General features: G+C 35.5%; 12 protein-coding genes. 5 read left to right on the top strand and 7 right to left on the bottom strand.

Translation table 11 applies throughout. The features are described from left to right. Positions 1-82 precede the first annotated feature (82 nt). On the top strand, positions 83-1,870 hold the full coding sequence (locus ACXVYO_RS06605; RefSeq protein WP_458466379.1) for a response regulator: 1,788 nt from the start codon (positions 83-85) through the stop codon (positions 1,868-1,870). A 256-nt stretch (positions 1,871-2,126) separates the two neighbouring features. Here the strand turns inward: ACXVYO_RS06605 and ACXVYO_RS06610 are convergent, their stop codons facing one another. The 4 genes from ACXVYO_RS06610 to ACXVYO_RS06625 all read right to left on the bottom strand — a co-directional run bounded on the left by ACXVYO_RS06610 (position 2,127) and on the right by ACXVYO_RS06625 (position 8,434). Further along, a complete protein-coding gene (locus tag ACXVYO_RS06610) occupies positions 2,127-4,520 on the bottom strand; it encodes a penicillin acylase family protein (protein WP_458466380.1) in 2,394 nt (797 codons plus the stop codon). A 71-nt stretch (positions 4,521-4,591) separates the two neighbouring features. Continuing rightward, on the bottom strand, positions 4,592-5,341 hold the full coding sequence (locus tag ACXVYO_RS06615; RefSeq protein ID WP_458466381.1) for a DnaD domain-containing protein: 750 nt from the start codon (positions 5,339-5,341) through the stop codon (positions 4,592-4,594). A gap of 289 nt (positions 5,342-5,630) precedes the next feature. Beyond that, the gene (locus ACXVYO_RS06620; RefSeq protein WP_458466382.1) at positions 5,631-7,406 is read right to left on the bottom strand and encodes an S-layer homology domain-containing protein; all 1,776 of its coding nucleotides are present in this window, start codon (positions 7,404-7,406) and stop codon (positions 5,631-5,633) included. A gap of 446 nt (positions 7,407-7,852) precedes the next feature. Further along, positions 7,853-8,434: a TetR/AcrR family transcriptional regulator gene (locus tag ACXVYO_RS06625; RefSeq protein ID WP_458466383.1), complete on the bottom strand. Its 582-nt coding sequence runs from the start codon at positions 8,432-8,434 to the stop codon at positions 7,853-7,855. A 225-nt stretch (positions 8,435-8,659) separates the two neighbouring features. On the opposite strand from ACXVYO_RS06625, the gene ACXVYO_RS06630 reads away from it, so the two are divergent. Beyond that, the gene (locus tag ACXVYO_RS06630; RefSeq protein ID WP_458466384.1) at positions 8,660-9,910 is read left to right on the top strand and encodes an MFS transporter; all 1,251 of its coding nucleotides are present in this window, start codon (positions 8,660-8,662) and stop codon (positions 9,908-9,910) included. A gap of 166 nt (positions 9,911-10,076) precedes the next feature. On the opposite strand, the gene ACXVYO_RS06635 is transcribed toward ACXVYO_RS06630, so the two are convergent. Beyond that, the gene (locus ACXVYO_RS06635; protein WP_458466385.1) at positions 10,077-10,535 is read right to left on the bottom strand and encodes a hypothetical protein; all 459 of its coding nucleotides are present in this window, start codon (positions 10,533-10,535) and stop codon (positions 10,077-10,079) included. Between the two features lie 330 nt (positions 10,536-10,865). Here ACXVYO_RS06635 and ACXVYO_RS06640 point away from each other — a divergent pair, with 330 nt between their 5' ends. Beyond that, positions 10,866-11,573 (top strand): DNA alkylation repair protein, encoded by a 708-nt coding sequence (locus ACXVYO_RS06640; RefSeq protein WP_458466386.1) that lies wholly within the window; start codon positions 10,866-10,868, stop codon positions 11,571-11,573. A 98-nt stretch (positions 11,574-11,671) separates the two neighbouring features. Here ACXVYO_RS06640 and ACXVYO_RS06645 read toward each other — a convergent pair whose 3' ends face one another. Beyond that, positions 11,672-12,004, bottom strand: a complete 333-nt coding sequence (locus ACXVYO_RS06645; RefSeq protein ID WP_458466387.1) for a DUF3895 domain-containing protein — start codon at positions 12,002-12,004, stop codon at positions 11,672-11,674. A gap of 442 nt (positions 12,005-12,446) precedes the next feature. Between ACXVYO_RS06645 and ACXVYO_RS06650 the strand changes: the two genes are divergently transcribed. After that, on the top strand, positions 12,447-13,547 hold the full coding sequence (locus tag ACXVYO_RS06650; RefSeq protein ID WP_458466388.1) for an S-layer homology domain-containing protein: 1,101 nt from the start codon (positions 12,447-12,449) through the stop codon (positions 13,545-13,547). Positions 13,548-13,676: 129 nt separating this feature from the next. Here ACXVYO_RS06650 and ACXVYO_RS06655 read toward each other — a convergent pair whose 3' ends face one another. Continuing rightward, a complete protein-coding gene (locus ACXVYO_RS06655; RefSeq protein WP_458466389.1) occupies positions 13,677-14,135 on the bottom strand; it encodes a VOC family protein in 459 nt (152 codons plus the stop codon). A gap of 340 nt (positions 14,136-14,475) precedes the next feature. Between ACXVYO_RS06655 and ACXVYO_RS06660 the strand changes: the two genes are divergently transcribed. Then, complete coding sequence (locus tag ACXVYO_RS06660; RefSeq protein ID WP_458466390.1) at positions 14,476-14,886, top strand: DUF4279 domain-containing protein; 411 nt, start codon at positions 14,476-14,478, stop codon at positions 14,884-14,886. The last annotated feature ends 57 nt before the right edge of the window (positions 14,887-14,943 follow it).

Consider the following 14,943-nt stretch of genomic DNA (forward strand, 5'->3'; position numbering starts at 1 on the left):
AAATTAAAAAATTTAACAATGTATGAAGGATTAATTTATAATATAGGATGTAAAAAGGTAGGCTATTTAGGGGGTAAATAACTTGTTAGATATGGTTAAGTATTGGGTTTGGTACGATTGGATTATGTTAGGAGTCCGTATACTTGTTAGTGTCTCTATCGCCATAACCACATTCGATTTTCAGGATAGTTTAACATTGCCACTTTGGATTATTATTCTTTGGGAAATTATTGCCTTCTCTGTTCCATGGGTAGCCTTACTATTCAATTATAAATATTATTTGTTCACAGAAATACTGCTATATGGTGGACTGTGTATATATTTAACTTCTTTATTTCCGGGAGCTAACGTTACATTTCTTATATCGGCTTTTCTGATTGCTGCGAATAGTCAGCATTTATCCTATTATTGGACAGCTCCAACAACAGTTTTTATAACAACTGGAATTTTCTATGCGGTTGCGCCAAGTAATAGCTATTGGATTATGGTTATCTACTATGGACTTGCTTATGTAATGGGCTTCGCTTTCCATTTATTAATCGTCAATCATAAGCAAAATGAAGCGATTCGTAAACAAAACGCGGTACTTGAGCAATATATGTCTCAGATTGAACGCATTACACTGGCAGAAGAACGGAACAGACTGTCGAGTGAGCTTCATGATACAGTTGGTCACGCTTATACTTCTATTATTATGGGGATGGAAACGTTGCGTACCGAACTTGCTACTGAAATGGGTATACAGAGGCTAGATTCTCTGCTTGAAATGGGACGGAAAAGCATCGAGGACGTGAGAGGTTACCTACATCAAATGGATTCTCCGTGTCAATCACCTTCCTTGATTCAATCTCTACAAAATCTTGGAGCCGAATTTCAGGAGCACGCTCAGGTAAATGTAAGTTTTAGGACATTCGGAGAGGAATATCAACTATCTCGGCAAGCAAAGATCGCATTCATTCGTTGCTTACAAGAGTCCCTTACGAACGCAGTACGTCATGGTCAGGGGACTGAAATTATAGTTTCATTGCAGTTTGACGAACAATATACGAGGTTAGAAGTTCAAGATAATGGAAAAGGAAATGTAGAATGGCAGGAAGGCTTCGGTATGAATGCGATGAAAGAACGGGCAATGAATTTGCAAGGTCATTTGTCTGTATATACAAAGCCAGAGGAAGGAATGCTTGTTACATGCACCATACCGCGACAAACTGAAATAAAAGATGGACTTATTCGTTTGTTAATTGTAGACGATCAGCCATTTGTTCGGGAAAGTTTGAGGACACTACTCGATAGATATGAAGATTTACATGTAGTCGGCTTGGCTGAGGATGGCAATCAAGCCATCGATTTGTGTGGGCGCCTTCAACCCCATGTTATACTTATGGATTTAGATATGAAGCACATGGATGGAATTGAAGCAACCAAAAGGATCAAGCAACAATGGCCACATATCCGCGTATTGATTTTCACAACGTTTCAGGATACCGAACAGGCGTTGGAATCACTTCGCAACGGTGCGGATGGTTTTTTACTCAAATCTATTGAAACGTTAGAGCTAGCTAATACGATCCGACTTATTCACAAAGGTGGGACACTAATTGATCAGGGAATGTCTCACAAAATATTTGAGAAGTTTGATGAGCAAAAAGAGACACCACAATCAAAAGCAACCGCTTATGAGCTAACAGCTAGGGAGATAGAAATATTGCAGCTAGTAGCAAAAGGACTTCGATACACTACCATAGCATCAAGGTTATATTTATCAAGTGGTACGGTCAGAAATTATGCTTCCACAGCTTATACAAAGCTAGGAGTCCGTAACAAAGAAGAAGCTGTTCAAAAGGCTCTAGAAATTGGAATTATTGAATAACAAAATGTTTTGCACTATATAAAAATAAGTAACAAAGAAACAGAACGCTTTGTGCAGTTTCTTTTGTAACAGAGTACATAAGGCCCGTTATCGTATAAGTAAATGTTAAAACATTTACTGTTTTGTCATAATAAAATCATTGAATCTTATCCTCTAAAATACAAAAGCCTACTATCAATTTAACTGATAGTAGGCTTTTAAAATTACTTAAGAACTTAGTTATGTTCTAATTTAACAGTTTTCATCAGTGGAAATATTATCGCTTCGGCTCTAAAGTTAACACCTTCCCCTCTATTCCATCCGTATTCAATGTAGTCGTATGATACGTTCCATTTACCCAATCATCGATTTGATCATGATACCAATCGCTTCTAAAATGTCCCGATTGTCCTGGTCCTACGATATGATAACCGTTTGACATATCTTTCGTATCAATTACGAATCGCCAAGATGCACCGTGATTGACAATACCGTTATCTCCGTAACTCGCTGCTTGAACGGTAACTTGGCTGCCGCCAATTGGAACTGGTTTTTCACGATTAAATGCAAGTAGTGCTAACATACTAGATGATTTTGAAATTGGATGTGTGAACGCTAGTTGATGGTAATCGCCCCACTTCCACTCCGCAACATTCGGTCCATATTCCTTCTGTAATTTCTTCATTACATTTTCATACGATGTATGCACAACTTTTGTGAATCCTCCGTACTTCGTAAACCAAGCGCTCTTTTCTCCCGCTACTTCTTTTCGAATCAATTCATCAACAACTTGTGACTTCCCTTCAAATAACTCCATCACATCTTTCGGTATTTCTTTTGAAAATAACGTATTCGAAATCTCTTTCATTAATAAATGGAATAGTAATGGTGCCGCTTCATCTTTACTATCATAAAAATTCCATTTTGCTAATTGTTTTACGCCTTCTTTCTCTACTTCATTTAAAGATGCTTTATTTAACTCTTTTAACAATATAGGAGCAAATTCTTTCCCGTATAAATTTTTTTGATCCATCTGTAACTCTTCTAAATCTTTCACCGTATACTTTTCCTTCTCTTGTAAAAATTCTTGAATACGCATTTGTCTATATGGCTGTGCCCACGTATTACTAATATGGTACGGATAGTTATCATCCACAATTTTATTATTCGCCGTTGAAATAAACCCTTGTTTTGGATTGATTACTTTTGGAAGTTGATCATACGGGATATACCCTTCCCATTCATATTCGTCTGTCCATCCTGGCACTGGTAAACTCCCATCACCTTTTTTACGCACTGGTATATTTCCGTTCGCTTTATAAGCAATTGTGCCGTCATTTGATGCAAATACAAAGTTTTGAGTTGGTGTATGAAAGTCTTGAAGTGCCGTTTCAAACTCATTCCAATCTTTCGCTTTATTCATATTTAATACAGCCTTTAATTCAGCGGAAGGCTCCAAAGCAGTCCATTTCAAAGCAAATACCGTTTTCGTTTTCTGTTTCCCCTTATCCGCAAACTCTGAAATGACTGGACCATGCCTCGTAACCGTAACGTTATACGGAATTGTTTTCCCGCCTTTTACTTTAATCGATTCATCAACAACTGTAGCTTTTTCCCACTTATCGTTATATAAAAATTCATTTTCATTATTAGGATTTCGCTTCTCAATATATAAATCTTGTACATCAGGGCCAGTATTCGTAACGCCCCATGCTATTTTGTCATTGTGTCCTAAAATAACGCCTGGTACTCCAGCGAAAATAACGCCACTCACATGTAAACCTTTCATTTCAAGCTGTGATTGATACCAAATAGAAGGCGTCGCAAGAGATAAATGAGGATCATCCGCTAAAATGGGCTTACCAGACGCACTCTTCTCACCGCTTATGACCCAGTTATTGCTACCATTAAACTCTGGCGGAATAATCGTTTTTGCAAAACTTTGTGCTACATTCACATTTGTATTTTCCAGTTCGGCTAACAATCTAGGCGCATCTTTCGGATATGTAGGAAATAGCTCATTTGCTTGCTCTTTCGGTAAATTTTTCAGCGCCCAATATCGAAATGCCTGTCCGTGCCAATGTCCACCTAAGTCAAACGCCATATACTTTCCAATCGTTAACGTATCAACAATGGACCACTCCGCAGGCTCATAACCTAATATAGTAAACTCAACCGGCAATCTCTTTTCCTCTTTTGCCTCACGTATAAAAGCGTTCACCCCATCAGCAAATGACTGCAGGGCATATTTCGCTTCTCCGTCATATTGACTAACAGACGCTTCGGCTGCTCGCCGTAAACCGAGTGTTCGAAACAACTTATCTCGATCAACAGCAGCTTCCCCTACAACTTCACTCAACATCCCAGAAGCTTGCCTTCTACTTAAATCCATTTGAAACAAACGATCTTGCGCTTGTACATACCCTTGCGAAAAATATAAATCATGTGCATTTTCCGCTTTAATATGCGGTACCCCTTTACTATCTCGCTTTACCGTAACAGCACGTTGTAAATCCTCTAGCTTTATCGTTCCATCTATCTTTGGCACAGAACTAAGCGTATATATGTTCAAAAAAATCGCTGTACCAATAACTAACAAAAGAATGATACTACTAGACCAAATAAAAATTTTCTTCCCTCTAGTTCGCTTCTTCTTTATGACGACTTCCATATAACCCCTCCTTTCTCAAACTATTCGCTTCTATTTTGAAAGAACCTTTTAGAAAAGTAGAAAAACCCAGACTATGGATCATACAAACTACATACATCTCCCTTATGTGCGCCTTCCTTTCCTTCAAGAAAATCTACTCTCCCTTTTTCACACCAATTTCTCAAAATCCCCTTCACATAAGCAAATGTTCGCTTATTCTGTTCAAACGCAATCTTAAGAGCCTCTAATACTCTCACTCCTGAAACTTTTTGTATCCACTCTTTTAATTCCTTCACGATATATGGAGATAGATTACTTATATGTTGTTCGTAAAACTTATAAACTTCACTATGCGAAGTATCCTCTTCTATCACTTCCTTCTCCTCAGTAACTTCCTGTAAACTACTATTCTCCTCTTCTTTCGGCATGCCAAAATGTTCTAATAACAATGGAATCTTCCATTCTTCTTCCAGACATGTACGTAAAAACATATGTATGAACTCTTTACTTTTTACAGTCTTTAACTCACGTAACACACACTTTTCTACATTCGTATTTAAAATAGGGTTATAGTGTAGCCAATTTAGTATGTATAACTCTTTCGTTTCTGCATCGTATAAAATCTTTCCGTATGCAACAAACCTATTTAACAGCTTCTCAACAGTCTCCATACTGTAGCCTGTTTCCAATTCTGCTAAACGTTTCGGTAATACGTAAATTCCACATTGCTGCGTTTTCGTACCAGTTAACAAGTATATGTAAAAATAACGCTCCTCTGGCGTTAAATCTAATATGAATTCATCTTGCCAAAAGTTCACCTGCACATTACGGTACACCGCCATATATTTACCTCCTCCTTTTATTTTTAAAAGGCAGAATTCAACCCTTCCATATACATATAGGAATGAGGGCTTTGTTTTTGCAGTTGAATTCCAAATTTTTTTAACTACTACAACGCCGGTTTTATTTTTTCGCGCTTTTTTGTTCTTGTAGTTGTTTTTGTTTTGTTTTTTCTTAGTGATTTATTACTTGGTAGGTGCTTATGAGGGGCTTAGAAGGGGCTTCATAGGGGCTAAAATAAAAAGGAGCTGTTCCGAATTTTCATTTTGGATAGCTCCTTTACCATTCTTTCTATTTTTGACTTGCATCTAACATCTTCACTAAAAAGGCAGCTGCCTCACCACGAGTTGTTGTACCTTTAGGGTTAAACTCATTATTTCCAACACCAGTAACTACCTGTAAACTGTATAATCGTTGAACAGGCTGTTTGTATGTGATCAAATGTTTATCCATAAATGGTAACGCGACTAATTCACCTGTAACACCTTTATACTGTAATGCGTTGTCAATCATGATAGATGCTTCTTCACGAGTAATGTGTGCATTCGGGTCAAAAATCCCTCCGCCACGACCGCTAATAATTCCTGCACTGGCACTACGTTTAATACCGTCATGAAGTGATGAATGCGCTTTGTTAATATCTACAAATGACTTATTTCCTTCTGGTAGTTTAAGAGCATTTGAGATTAATGTCGCAAACTCAGCTCTCGTTACATTACGATAAGGCGCAAATATACCATTTCCTTCTCCGTGCATAATACCGAGACTGTGTAGTTTACGAATATGTCCTTCAAACCATCCACCTGTAATATCATCTTTTGGCTTTTGTACTTCTTCTTTTGGTACATTGTAGTTAATCTTAATCCAACTTGGATTATAGAAGATCCACTCTCCATTTCCTACTTTGTACCAACCGTTTTTAACTGCTAACACTTTGTAACGGTCACCTTTTGAAGCTTTACGAACAATATGATGCTCAAGGTCCGCACCACTACGTACGTTTATACCGTCACCATTCACTACAAGCTCCATGTTAGGTTCAGCTGGATTATATTCATTTGAATCAAATAGCTCGTTTCTTTCTTGTAAAGGCGAGTCAATTTGTGCGTTAACATTTGCATACCATTGAATACCTTGTACGAAGCCAGTCCAATTCCCACGAGAAATTAAAATATCAGGACAGTTTTTTCCGCTCCATTGTTGATGCCTGTAAATGTGATCCGCGCTAATTCCTTCTTTATTCATTAAGTAACCTGCAAGTCGCTTCGCATTCTCTAACGCTTTATTGTAATCTCCATCTTGGTTAACTGAAATTTCAATCCCAATAGATTCTCTGTTTCCTGAGCCATCACCATCTCCTGCATGCCAACCGTTTTCATTTGTTGGTAAGTGCTGATAAATTTGTTTATCGTCTACAGTAAAATGCCATGAAGCAGTTCGGAACGTACCTTCCGTTGCTTGTTTATACAAGTATTTCGCATGATTTTCAGCATTCGCACCACTAGCTGTGTTTGCAGTCTCGTGAATTGTAATGTAACGTGCTTTCATTGGATTGGCAGGGCGAATATCAGGATTTCCTGCTGGAACAATCCACTCTATAAACGGAGTACCTGCAAGAGTTCCATATTTCTTTGTAGTCATCGATGCACTATATTGAATAGCTCTTGGCTTTTCAACCGGCTTCATTTCGCGAGTAGAACCATCATTTCGACCATCTACATGTTCAAATGCCTTTTCAATGTTTGAAATAGCTTCATCTTCCGCTACTTGACCTTTTTTCGCTTCTTTCATTTTATGTAACTCTTCTGTTTCATCATGTTTATGTTTATATTCTTCTAAAAGAATTTTCTCATTCTCTGATACTTCCGCTTCGTTAATTTGCATGTGATCTGGAGTTTCTAGATTGAAATCAGAATAACTTAATCCGTTCGTTCCACGTTCTCCTTGTGCGATACGAAGTTGATCCACTTGAAGGTGTTTACTCTCTTCTGCTGATATCGCTAAAGGTGCGCTCCCTAACATTACTAAACTTGTTGATAATGTGATTACTCGTTTTTTAATATTCATTGCTGTATGAAATACCTACACAGTTCGTGTAAGCATCCTAACCTCCCTTTATTTTCCAATTAGTGAAAGACTATAAATCTACTATGTATGTATAAAACTATGTTTATTCCACCCTTTTATAAATACTTTCCCCAGCAGGCGAATGATAGTTTCTATAAAATTCCTTAACAGACATTATTTTAAAACCAATTGCAATTGCCGTCAAAAGCACTTATCCACCTTACACTCCACTACTTCTCAAAAAATAGATTAGGATACCTTTTACTAATTCTTCAACAAGAAGGACCTTTATGATTTTTCATAACTATTATGTATCTATTAATCAATCTATTGCTGTATGCTTTCCCCATTTTTAAATATCAATATTTTCACATTGAAAGGAGTTATTATATGGAAAAGATTACTCTTATTTTACTCACTAACATTGAAATACATTTCTGCAAAAGTCATTTTAGTAAAGATACTATTATAGATACCGAATTATCTATAACGGAACGTTCCGGGCGTGATTTCATTAACACCGTTAATCCAATTAAGGACGTGACTAATGTTTGAGCTAATGCTTTAGCGTTCAAATCATTTTGTAGTTCTCCTAATTGAATTCCCTTCGTAATTAATTCTTGAAAAATAACTGTAAGATACATTTGATGTTCTCTAGTCAGTACTTCAAATTTTTCATTATGAGGAGCAAGTTCAACCATTGTGTTAATACAAAAACAGCCTTTACTGAAATCTTTTTTATATTCCTCTTCCACCATATTTTCAAAAAACGTCCGAATTGCTTCTTTTACAGATTGTTCATTTTGAAGTTTTGTTCGTATATTAGCCGCATGTAAATTTGTGTATCGCCTTAATGCCGCTTCAAATAAACCCTCTTTATCACCAAAGGCTGAATATAAACTTGGCTTTTGTATTTCCATTTTTGCAGTTAAATCACTTAATGAAGTAGCTGCGTATCCCTTCTCCCAAAAAAGTTGCATAGCGGCATCTAAAGCTTTTTCTTCATCAAATTCGCGTAGTCGTGCCATTTAAACCCATCTCCTTTCTACATCTAGTTATTAAGACTATACATCACCTTTTATGTACCAATCGGTATATTATATATCGTATTAGATTATATACGACATGTCAAAAAAACATAATTAAATCACAATAAACTTGACATATATATTTCTTCAAGATTATATTTTACTTACAAAATAACATACCGTTCGGTACGTTATTTCTAATAATACAAAAAGGAGCTGTTTTTTATGAATAGTAAAGAAAAAATGATGGCCGTTCTAAAACACAATCATACTCAGTTACATTCATCTGCTAGTGCAATCATGTCCCGCTATATGACTCTATTGTTCTCCATTGCTTGTGGGATGGCTGTAGCAAATATATACTTCGCTCATCCACTACTTGATTCATTGTCAAATGAATTTAAGATTAGTCATTCAACTATCGGTATTGTAATTACTATTACTCAAGTTTGTTATGCAATCGGATTACTTTTATTAGTTCCACTTGGTGACTTATTAAACCAAAAGAAAATAATAATTGTCCAAATGCTATTATCTGTTTTTGCTTTAATTATAATCGGATGCGCTTCCTCAAGCACCATACTTTTTATAGGTATGGCCTTAGTAGGAATTCTTGCAACTGTTACGCAAACACTCGTCGCATATGCATCAATTTTAGCTAAAACATCAGAACGTGGACGCATAGTAGGTTTCGTTACAAGTGGCGTTGTAATAGGTATCCTCCTTGCCCGTACATTTGCAGGCACATTAACAGATTTAGCTGGATGGCGATCTGTTTATCTCACCTCCGCTATTCTTTTACTCTTCGTAACTGTTTTGTTACACCGAAATTTACCTACTCTTGAACATAAAAAAGTGACAACTATGCCTTACCGAAAATTAATATACTCTGTTCTCTTATTATTTGTGGAAGAACGACTCTTACGCATTCGCGGAATATTAGCATTGCTTATTTTCACTTCATTCAGTATTTTATGGACTTCTTTAGTATTGCCTCTAAGTGCTACACCACATAACCTTTCGCATACAGCTATTGGTGCGTTCGGTCTTGCTGGAGTGGCGGGTGCATTAGCTGCTACTAAAGCTGGACGACTAGCTGATAAAGGATTAGGACAAAGAACAACTGGCATAGCCTTATCATTATTAGTACTTTCATGGCTCTTAATTAAATCTATTAACCACTCTCTATTATTACTAGTTTTCGGCATTATCCTTTTAGATTTAGCTGTGCAAGCTGTGCATGTCACCAATCAAAGTATGCTGTTCACAGTGCGTCCCGAAGCAAGAAGTCGACTCACTGCCAGTTACATGATTTTTTATTCTATCGGTAGTGCAACAGGTGCTATTCTTTCAACAAATACGTATGCAAAATATGGTTGGGATGGAGTATGCATATTAGGTGTATCTGTTAGTGCTTGTGCTCTTTTATTTTGGATAATAACCTTACGGCGTTCATCAAAGCTGAAAGAAGAATAATTCATTTATATTTAATACGTGTTTTTCTACAAGACTATAGAATAGCATGTACTTTTTAACACAAATCAACGGCATTTTCATATAAAAAATGCCGTTGATTCCAAACTATTATGTATACGATTCACTATTTCATGATAATAGCTTCTATACTAGCGACATACATCTATTACAAATTCTCTTTAACATTTTCGACGATCTCATTTATCGTATTTCGATCAAACTTATCACTAATTTCGTATGACTCACGATCTTCTACTAATTGTACGCCTACAATATCATTACGATCCTTACCATATTGCACTTCAATAATGGATCCACGCTCTATTTGTTTCCAAACGAGACTTGCTTCATCTTTATTATCTAAAATAATACAGTCCTCAATATTTTCATCAATTCCTATTAACTTGTTGTCATCTATAAATCCAATCTCGTATTGTTGACGTGCTTTCGCTTTACCGCTTACTAATATACCTTTGCTACCATATGAATAATCCATATAGTCTTTTTTCTCAGATTGTACCACTTTCGGCTCTTGTGCTTTAGCTTTTTCATCGTTTCCACAACCCATAATTAAACTGATTGGCATCACCGTAGTTAGTACCACTCTAGTAAATTTCTTTATCATTTAGAATCGACCTCACATATTTAATATAAAACCCCATTTATTACCTTATTAAAGGATAACATGATACTACAGCAAACGCGTCAAAGAGAAAGCATTATTTACATCTCCTCACTATGCGTAGAGACATACATCCATATTGTTTCTCCCCCCTTTTATCTTCATGTTGTATCTTCACAACAATAAATAACTGATTTATCGATAAATTACACAAAGTAGACATCCTACTCACATAAGACTTAAAATTGAGAAGTATGGAAGACATGATAAAAAATATAGGCTAGATGTTCGCAGGTAAAATGGTCTTTATATTAAGGAAGGAAGTGCACAGCAATGGATTTTAAAACAGTTATGCAAGAGCTTGAGGCCCTTGGTAAAGAAAGAACGAAAAAAATATACATATCTAACGGTGCGCACGAGCCAGTTTTCGGCGTAGCCACAGGTGCTATGAAACCAATCGCTAAAAAAATTAAATTAAATCAAGAATTAGCTGAAGAACTTTATGCGACAGGTAACTACGATGCTATGTACTTTGCAGGCATTATTGCGGATCCGAAAGTTATGAGTGAATCGGATTTTGATCGCTGGATAGACGGAGCATATTTTTATATGTTGTCCGATTATGTAGTGGCAGTAACTTTATCAGAATCAAATATTGCACAAGATGTTGCTGACAAATGGATTGCAAGTGGGGACGAGCTTAGAATGTCTGCTGGCTGGAGTTGCTACTGCTGGCTTTTAGGAAATCGCAAAGACAACGAATTTGTCGAAAGCAAAATTGCCGCTATGCTTGAAATGGTGAAAAATACGATTCATGATTCGCCAGAACGAACAAAATCCGCTATGAATAATTTCCTAAACACGGTAGCAATTTCATATGTGCCACTACACGAAAAGGCAGTCGAAATCGCCAAAGAAGTTGGTATAGTTGAAATAAAACGTGAAAATAAAAAGAGCAGTTTGCTAAATGCTACAGAAAGTATTCAGAAAGAACTTGATAGAGGAAGACTTGGTTTCAAACGTAAGTATGTTAGATGTTAAATGATCAAAAAGGTGTCAATCTAAGCAAGATTGACACCTTTTTGATGAGAAAAACGAATGAGCTCCCCCTGGAAATTATTCATCCCCTCTTGTACACCTTATGCGTTAAACATTTCTTCATTCAATTTATAAACCCTATCTCTTTTCTCATCACTTTTGACAAAAATAAGCTTTCCTTCTTTAACAAAACCTTCTAATAGTAAGCATACTTCTCCATATGCTTTCGGCTTATTCGTTGTGAATCTTTCATCTGATATTTTTCCAGCTCGTATTAATTGTTCACATAGCTCAAGTGCACTTATTTCTTCAGAATCCATTAATTCCAATATATCTTTTTGCAATGGTGATAAAGGTACTGGTATTTCAGCTACCTCCACCTTTTCTGGTTTGTTTTCTTCTTCAAATAAATCTTCAAATGAAATTTGATTCATTACTTCTATTCCTTTCTAACGATTGATTTGTATAACATGAACTGAATCCTATAGCGTAGTTATTGTTATGTATTACTTACCTTATTATATAAATCTCAAACTCATGTACATCGTTTCATGTAGTATGTTTTGATTATACCAAATATACGTTCTGTCTTCTATCGTAGATTGAAAAAAGACGCGTTTTACTGTTCACAAATAACGAAAAGGAATTTATATGCTTTTGTTGAATGGATTTATCAATACCATTTTTAAATAGTGATAAATATTTATAGATATTATGATTAATTAAGTTTCATACAGATTAGTAAAATAGATATTTATTTCATAGAAATTTATGGTAAATAATCATTAATTACATGTTATAATCACGATGTAAACATTAAATTATATTAAATGTTTAGGTTGTTCAATTCGTTTCATATAACAAGGGGGTTCACAAATGGGCAGAAAAACAAGTAAAGTTAAAAAGTTTTTTGGCTTCGTACTAACCGCAGCACTAGCAACTACAACGATGGTAGGCACAGTAAATGCAGAAACAACTACGAAAACAAACGGTAATGAAAAAAGCTATACGGTAGTTAGCAATAATGACACTGTATTTACAGATGTACCAAAGGACCACTGGTCAAAAGTTGCTATCGATTACTTAGCATCAGCAGGGATTTATAAGGGATATGGAAATGGGAAATTTGGTTTTGGAGACAATGTTACTAGAGGACAGGTAGCATCTTTAGTCAATCGATATTTAGGGTTAAAAGCAGACGATAAACAAGGGAATATGTTTAGTGATATTACAAATCATATGTTTGAAAAAGATATTAAAGCCATTGCCCAAGCTGGCATTATGAAAGGTGATGGCACAGGTACATTCCGCCCAGATGATGTATTAACTCGGTATGAGATGGCAGTAATATTACAAAAAGCATTTCATTTAGAATCAAAAGAACAAGGAAAATTTAAAGACGTACCAAAAGGTCATTGGGCCTATGAATCTGTAAATGCAGTACGTAGTAACCGTATAGCACAAGGTGACGAATCAGGTAATTTTAACGGAAACATGATTGTGAAGCGTGAGCAGTATGCGCAATTTTTATATAATGCAATAGCAAAAAACAGAGATTATAATTTCAACATTAATACAAAAGAAGAAATGAAACAAATGTTAACAACAGCTTTACAGAATGGGACGTTTGGTCCATTTAAATTAGGTGTATTGGGTAGAGATATATCTGATGTGAAAAATGAATTTGGAGCGCCTGATGTTTTGAAAAAAGCACCATGTACAGAATGTGATGCACCTAACATAGCGGTATACGGCGATTATAATATTGACATGTACCCTTCGGACGCAAGACATATATGGGTAAAAATGGATATAACTATCAATGAATTAAAAGAGTGGTTTGGTGAACCCGATGAAATCGGAGGGGATATGACTAGCGAAGGCTTTATATATAATCGAGGAAGCTATTATCTTTATTTCAGCTTCTCTGATGGTTATATTCAACGCGCTGAAATATCTAATCATGAATATAATTAATAAGTTACAAACAATATAAATATATAAAGTATAAAAAATCCTTCAAGAACATGCCTTTTCTTGAGGGATTTTATTTGTCTCTATCTATTTAACATAATACAAATCTGTAAAACGCCCACTAATTAAACTTTATTTTTCTTCATGCTCAGCATCCCATTCACTTACATACGTTGCATATTCTAATTCATCTGGATCATCATCTAGCATAGAAATAAACTCTAATTTATTTCCATCACAATCTAGAAAATATACACTTGCAGCCGGCATCCACCTTTGAACAATTGGCTCTTCATTCCCTTTCCCCTGACTCCCTACTACCTCTATTCCACGCTTCTCTAACCACAATTTACAAGTCTTTAAAAACTCTAAATCTACACGAAAAGCGAAGTGTTTCGTCTCAAAATCTTCATTACTATGTACTTCCCATAATCCGAGCATTTGCTCTTTATTTTCTCCTACCCAAAAGAACGCAACTCGTCTATTCGATAGTTTTTTCGCTAATGCTAAACCTAACTTATTTTGATAGAAATCTATCGCCTTTTCTAAATTTCTTACATGTAAATGGGTTTCGTATATGCTTTGTATCATTATATATTTCTCCCTCCCCTACATTTTGATTTTTAAAAATTTGTTTTGTTTTTATATCATACAAATTAATATATTTTTAAGCATCCTACTTTTGTATAATTTTTCTTTCCTACAAAGGTATAGATATCAGCTTTAACTAATGTCCGAACGCTGGAATTCAATACAATGAAACTAGTGAGCTTTTATGAAAAGTTGACTCTCACCTACTTTTCTCCCATTAGAAGCATTACTGCCCATTAAAGCGGTATAAAAATTCTATTTACATTCATAAATTTTTATAATGTAATAAGATTAACATCTTAATAATAGAGGAGGAACCGTTCTGGATAAAACCAAAGTTATGGCTTATTTTAGTGCAACGGGTGATATATTCCCTGTTGAAACAATTACTGACACCCTAAGTATCGAGCCTACAAGAAGTTATAAAAAAGGTGATGTTGTTGCAAGACATGATAATCCAAATCTTGTATCCACCAAAACCCTATATAGAGAAGAAACTGCTTGGACTTTAAGCACTGGATACCAAGAGTCCTACGATATAAATAATCAGTTGCATATTATTCTAAAATCCCTTGAAGGAAAAACAGAACAATTAAAACATCTCAAGAAGCAATATAGTTTAGAGTTTCTTTTTATGGTAGTGATTCAAGTGGAGAATAGCGAATCACCCGCAATGTATTTACAAAAAGAGATTATTAATTTTGCTAGTTCCATTCAAGCAGAAATTCATTTTGACCTATATATTTCCTAAAATAAAAACGCTATTGATATTGAAATCAACAGCGTTTTCTTATGTGAATATATGTTT

It is taken from the genome of Bacillus sp. BC08, assembly GCF_054326875.1.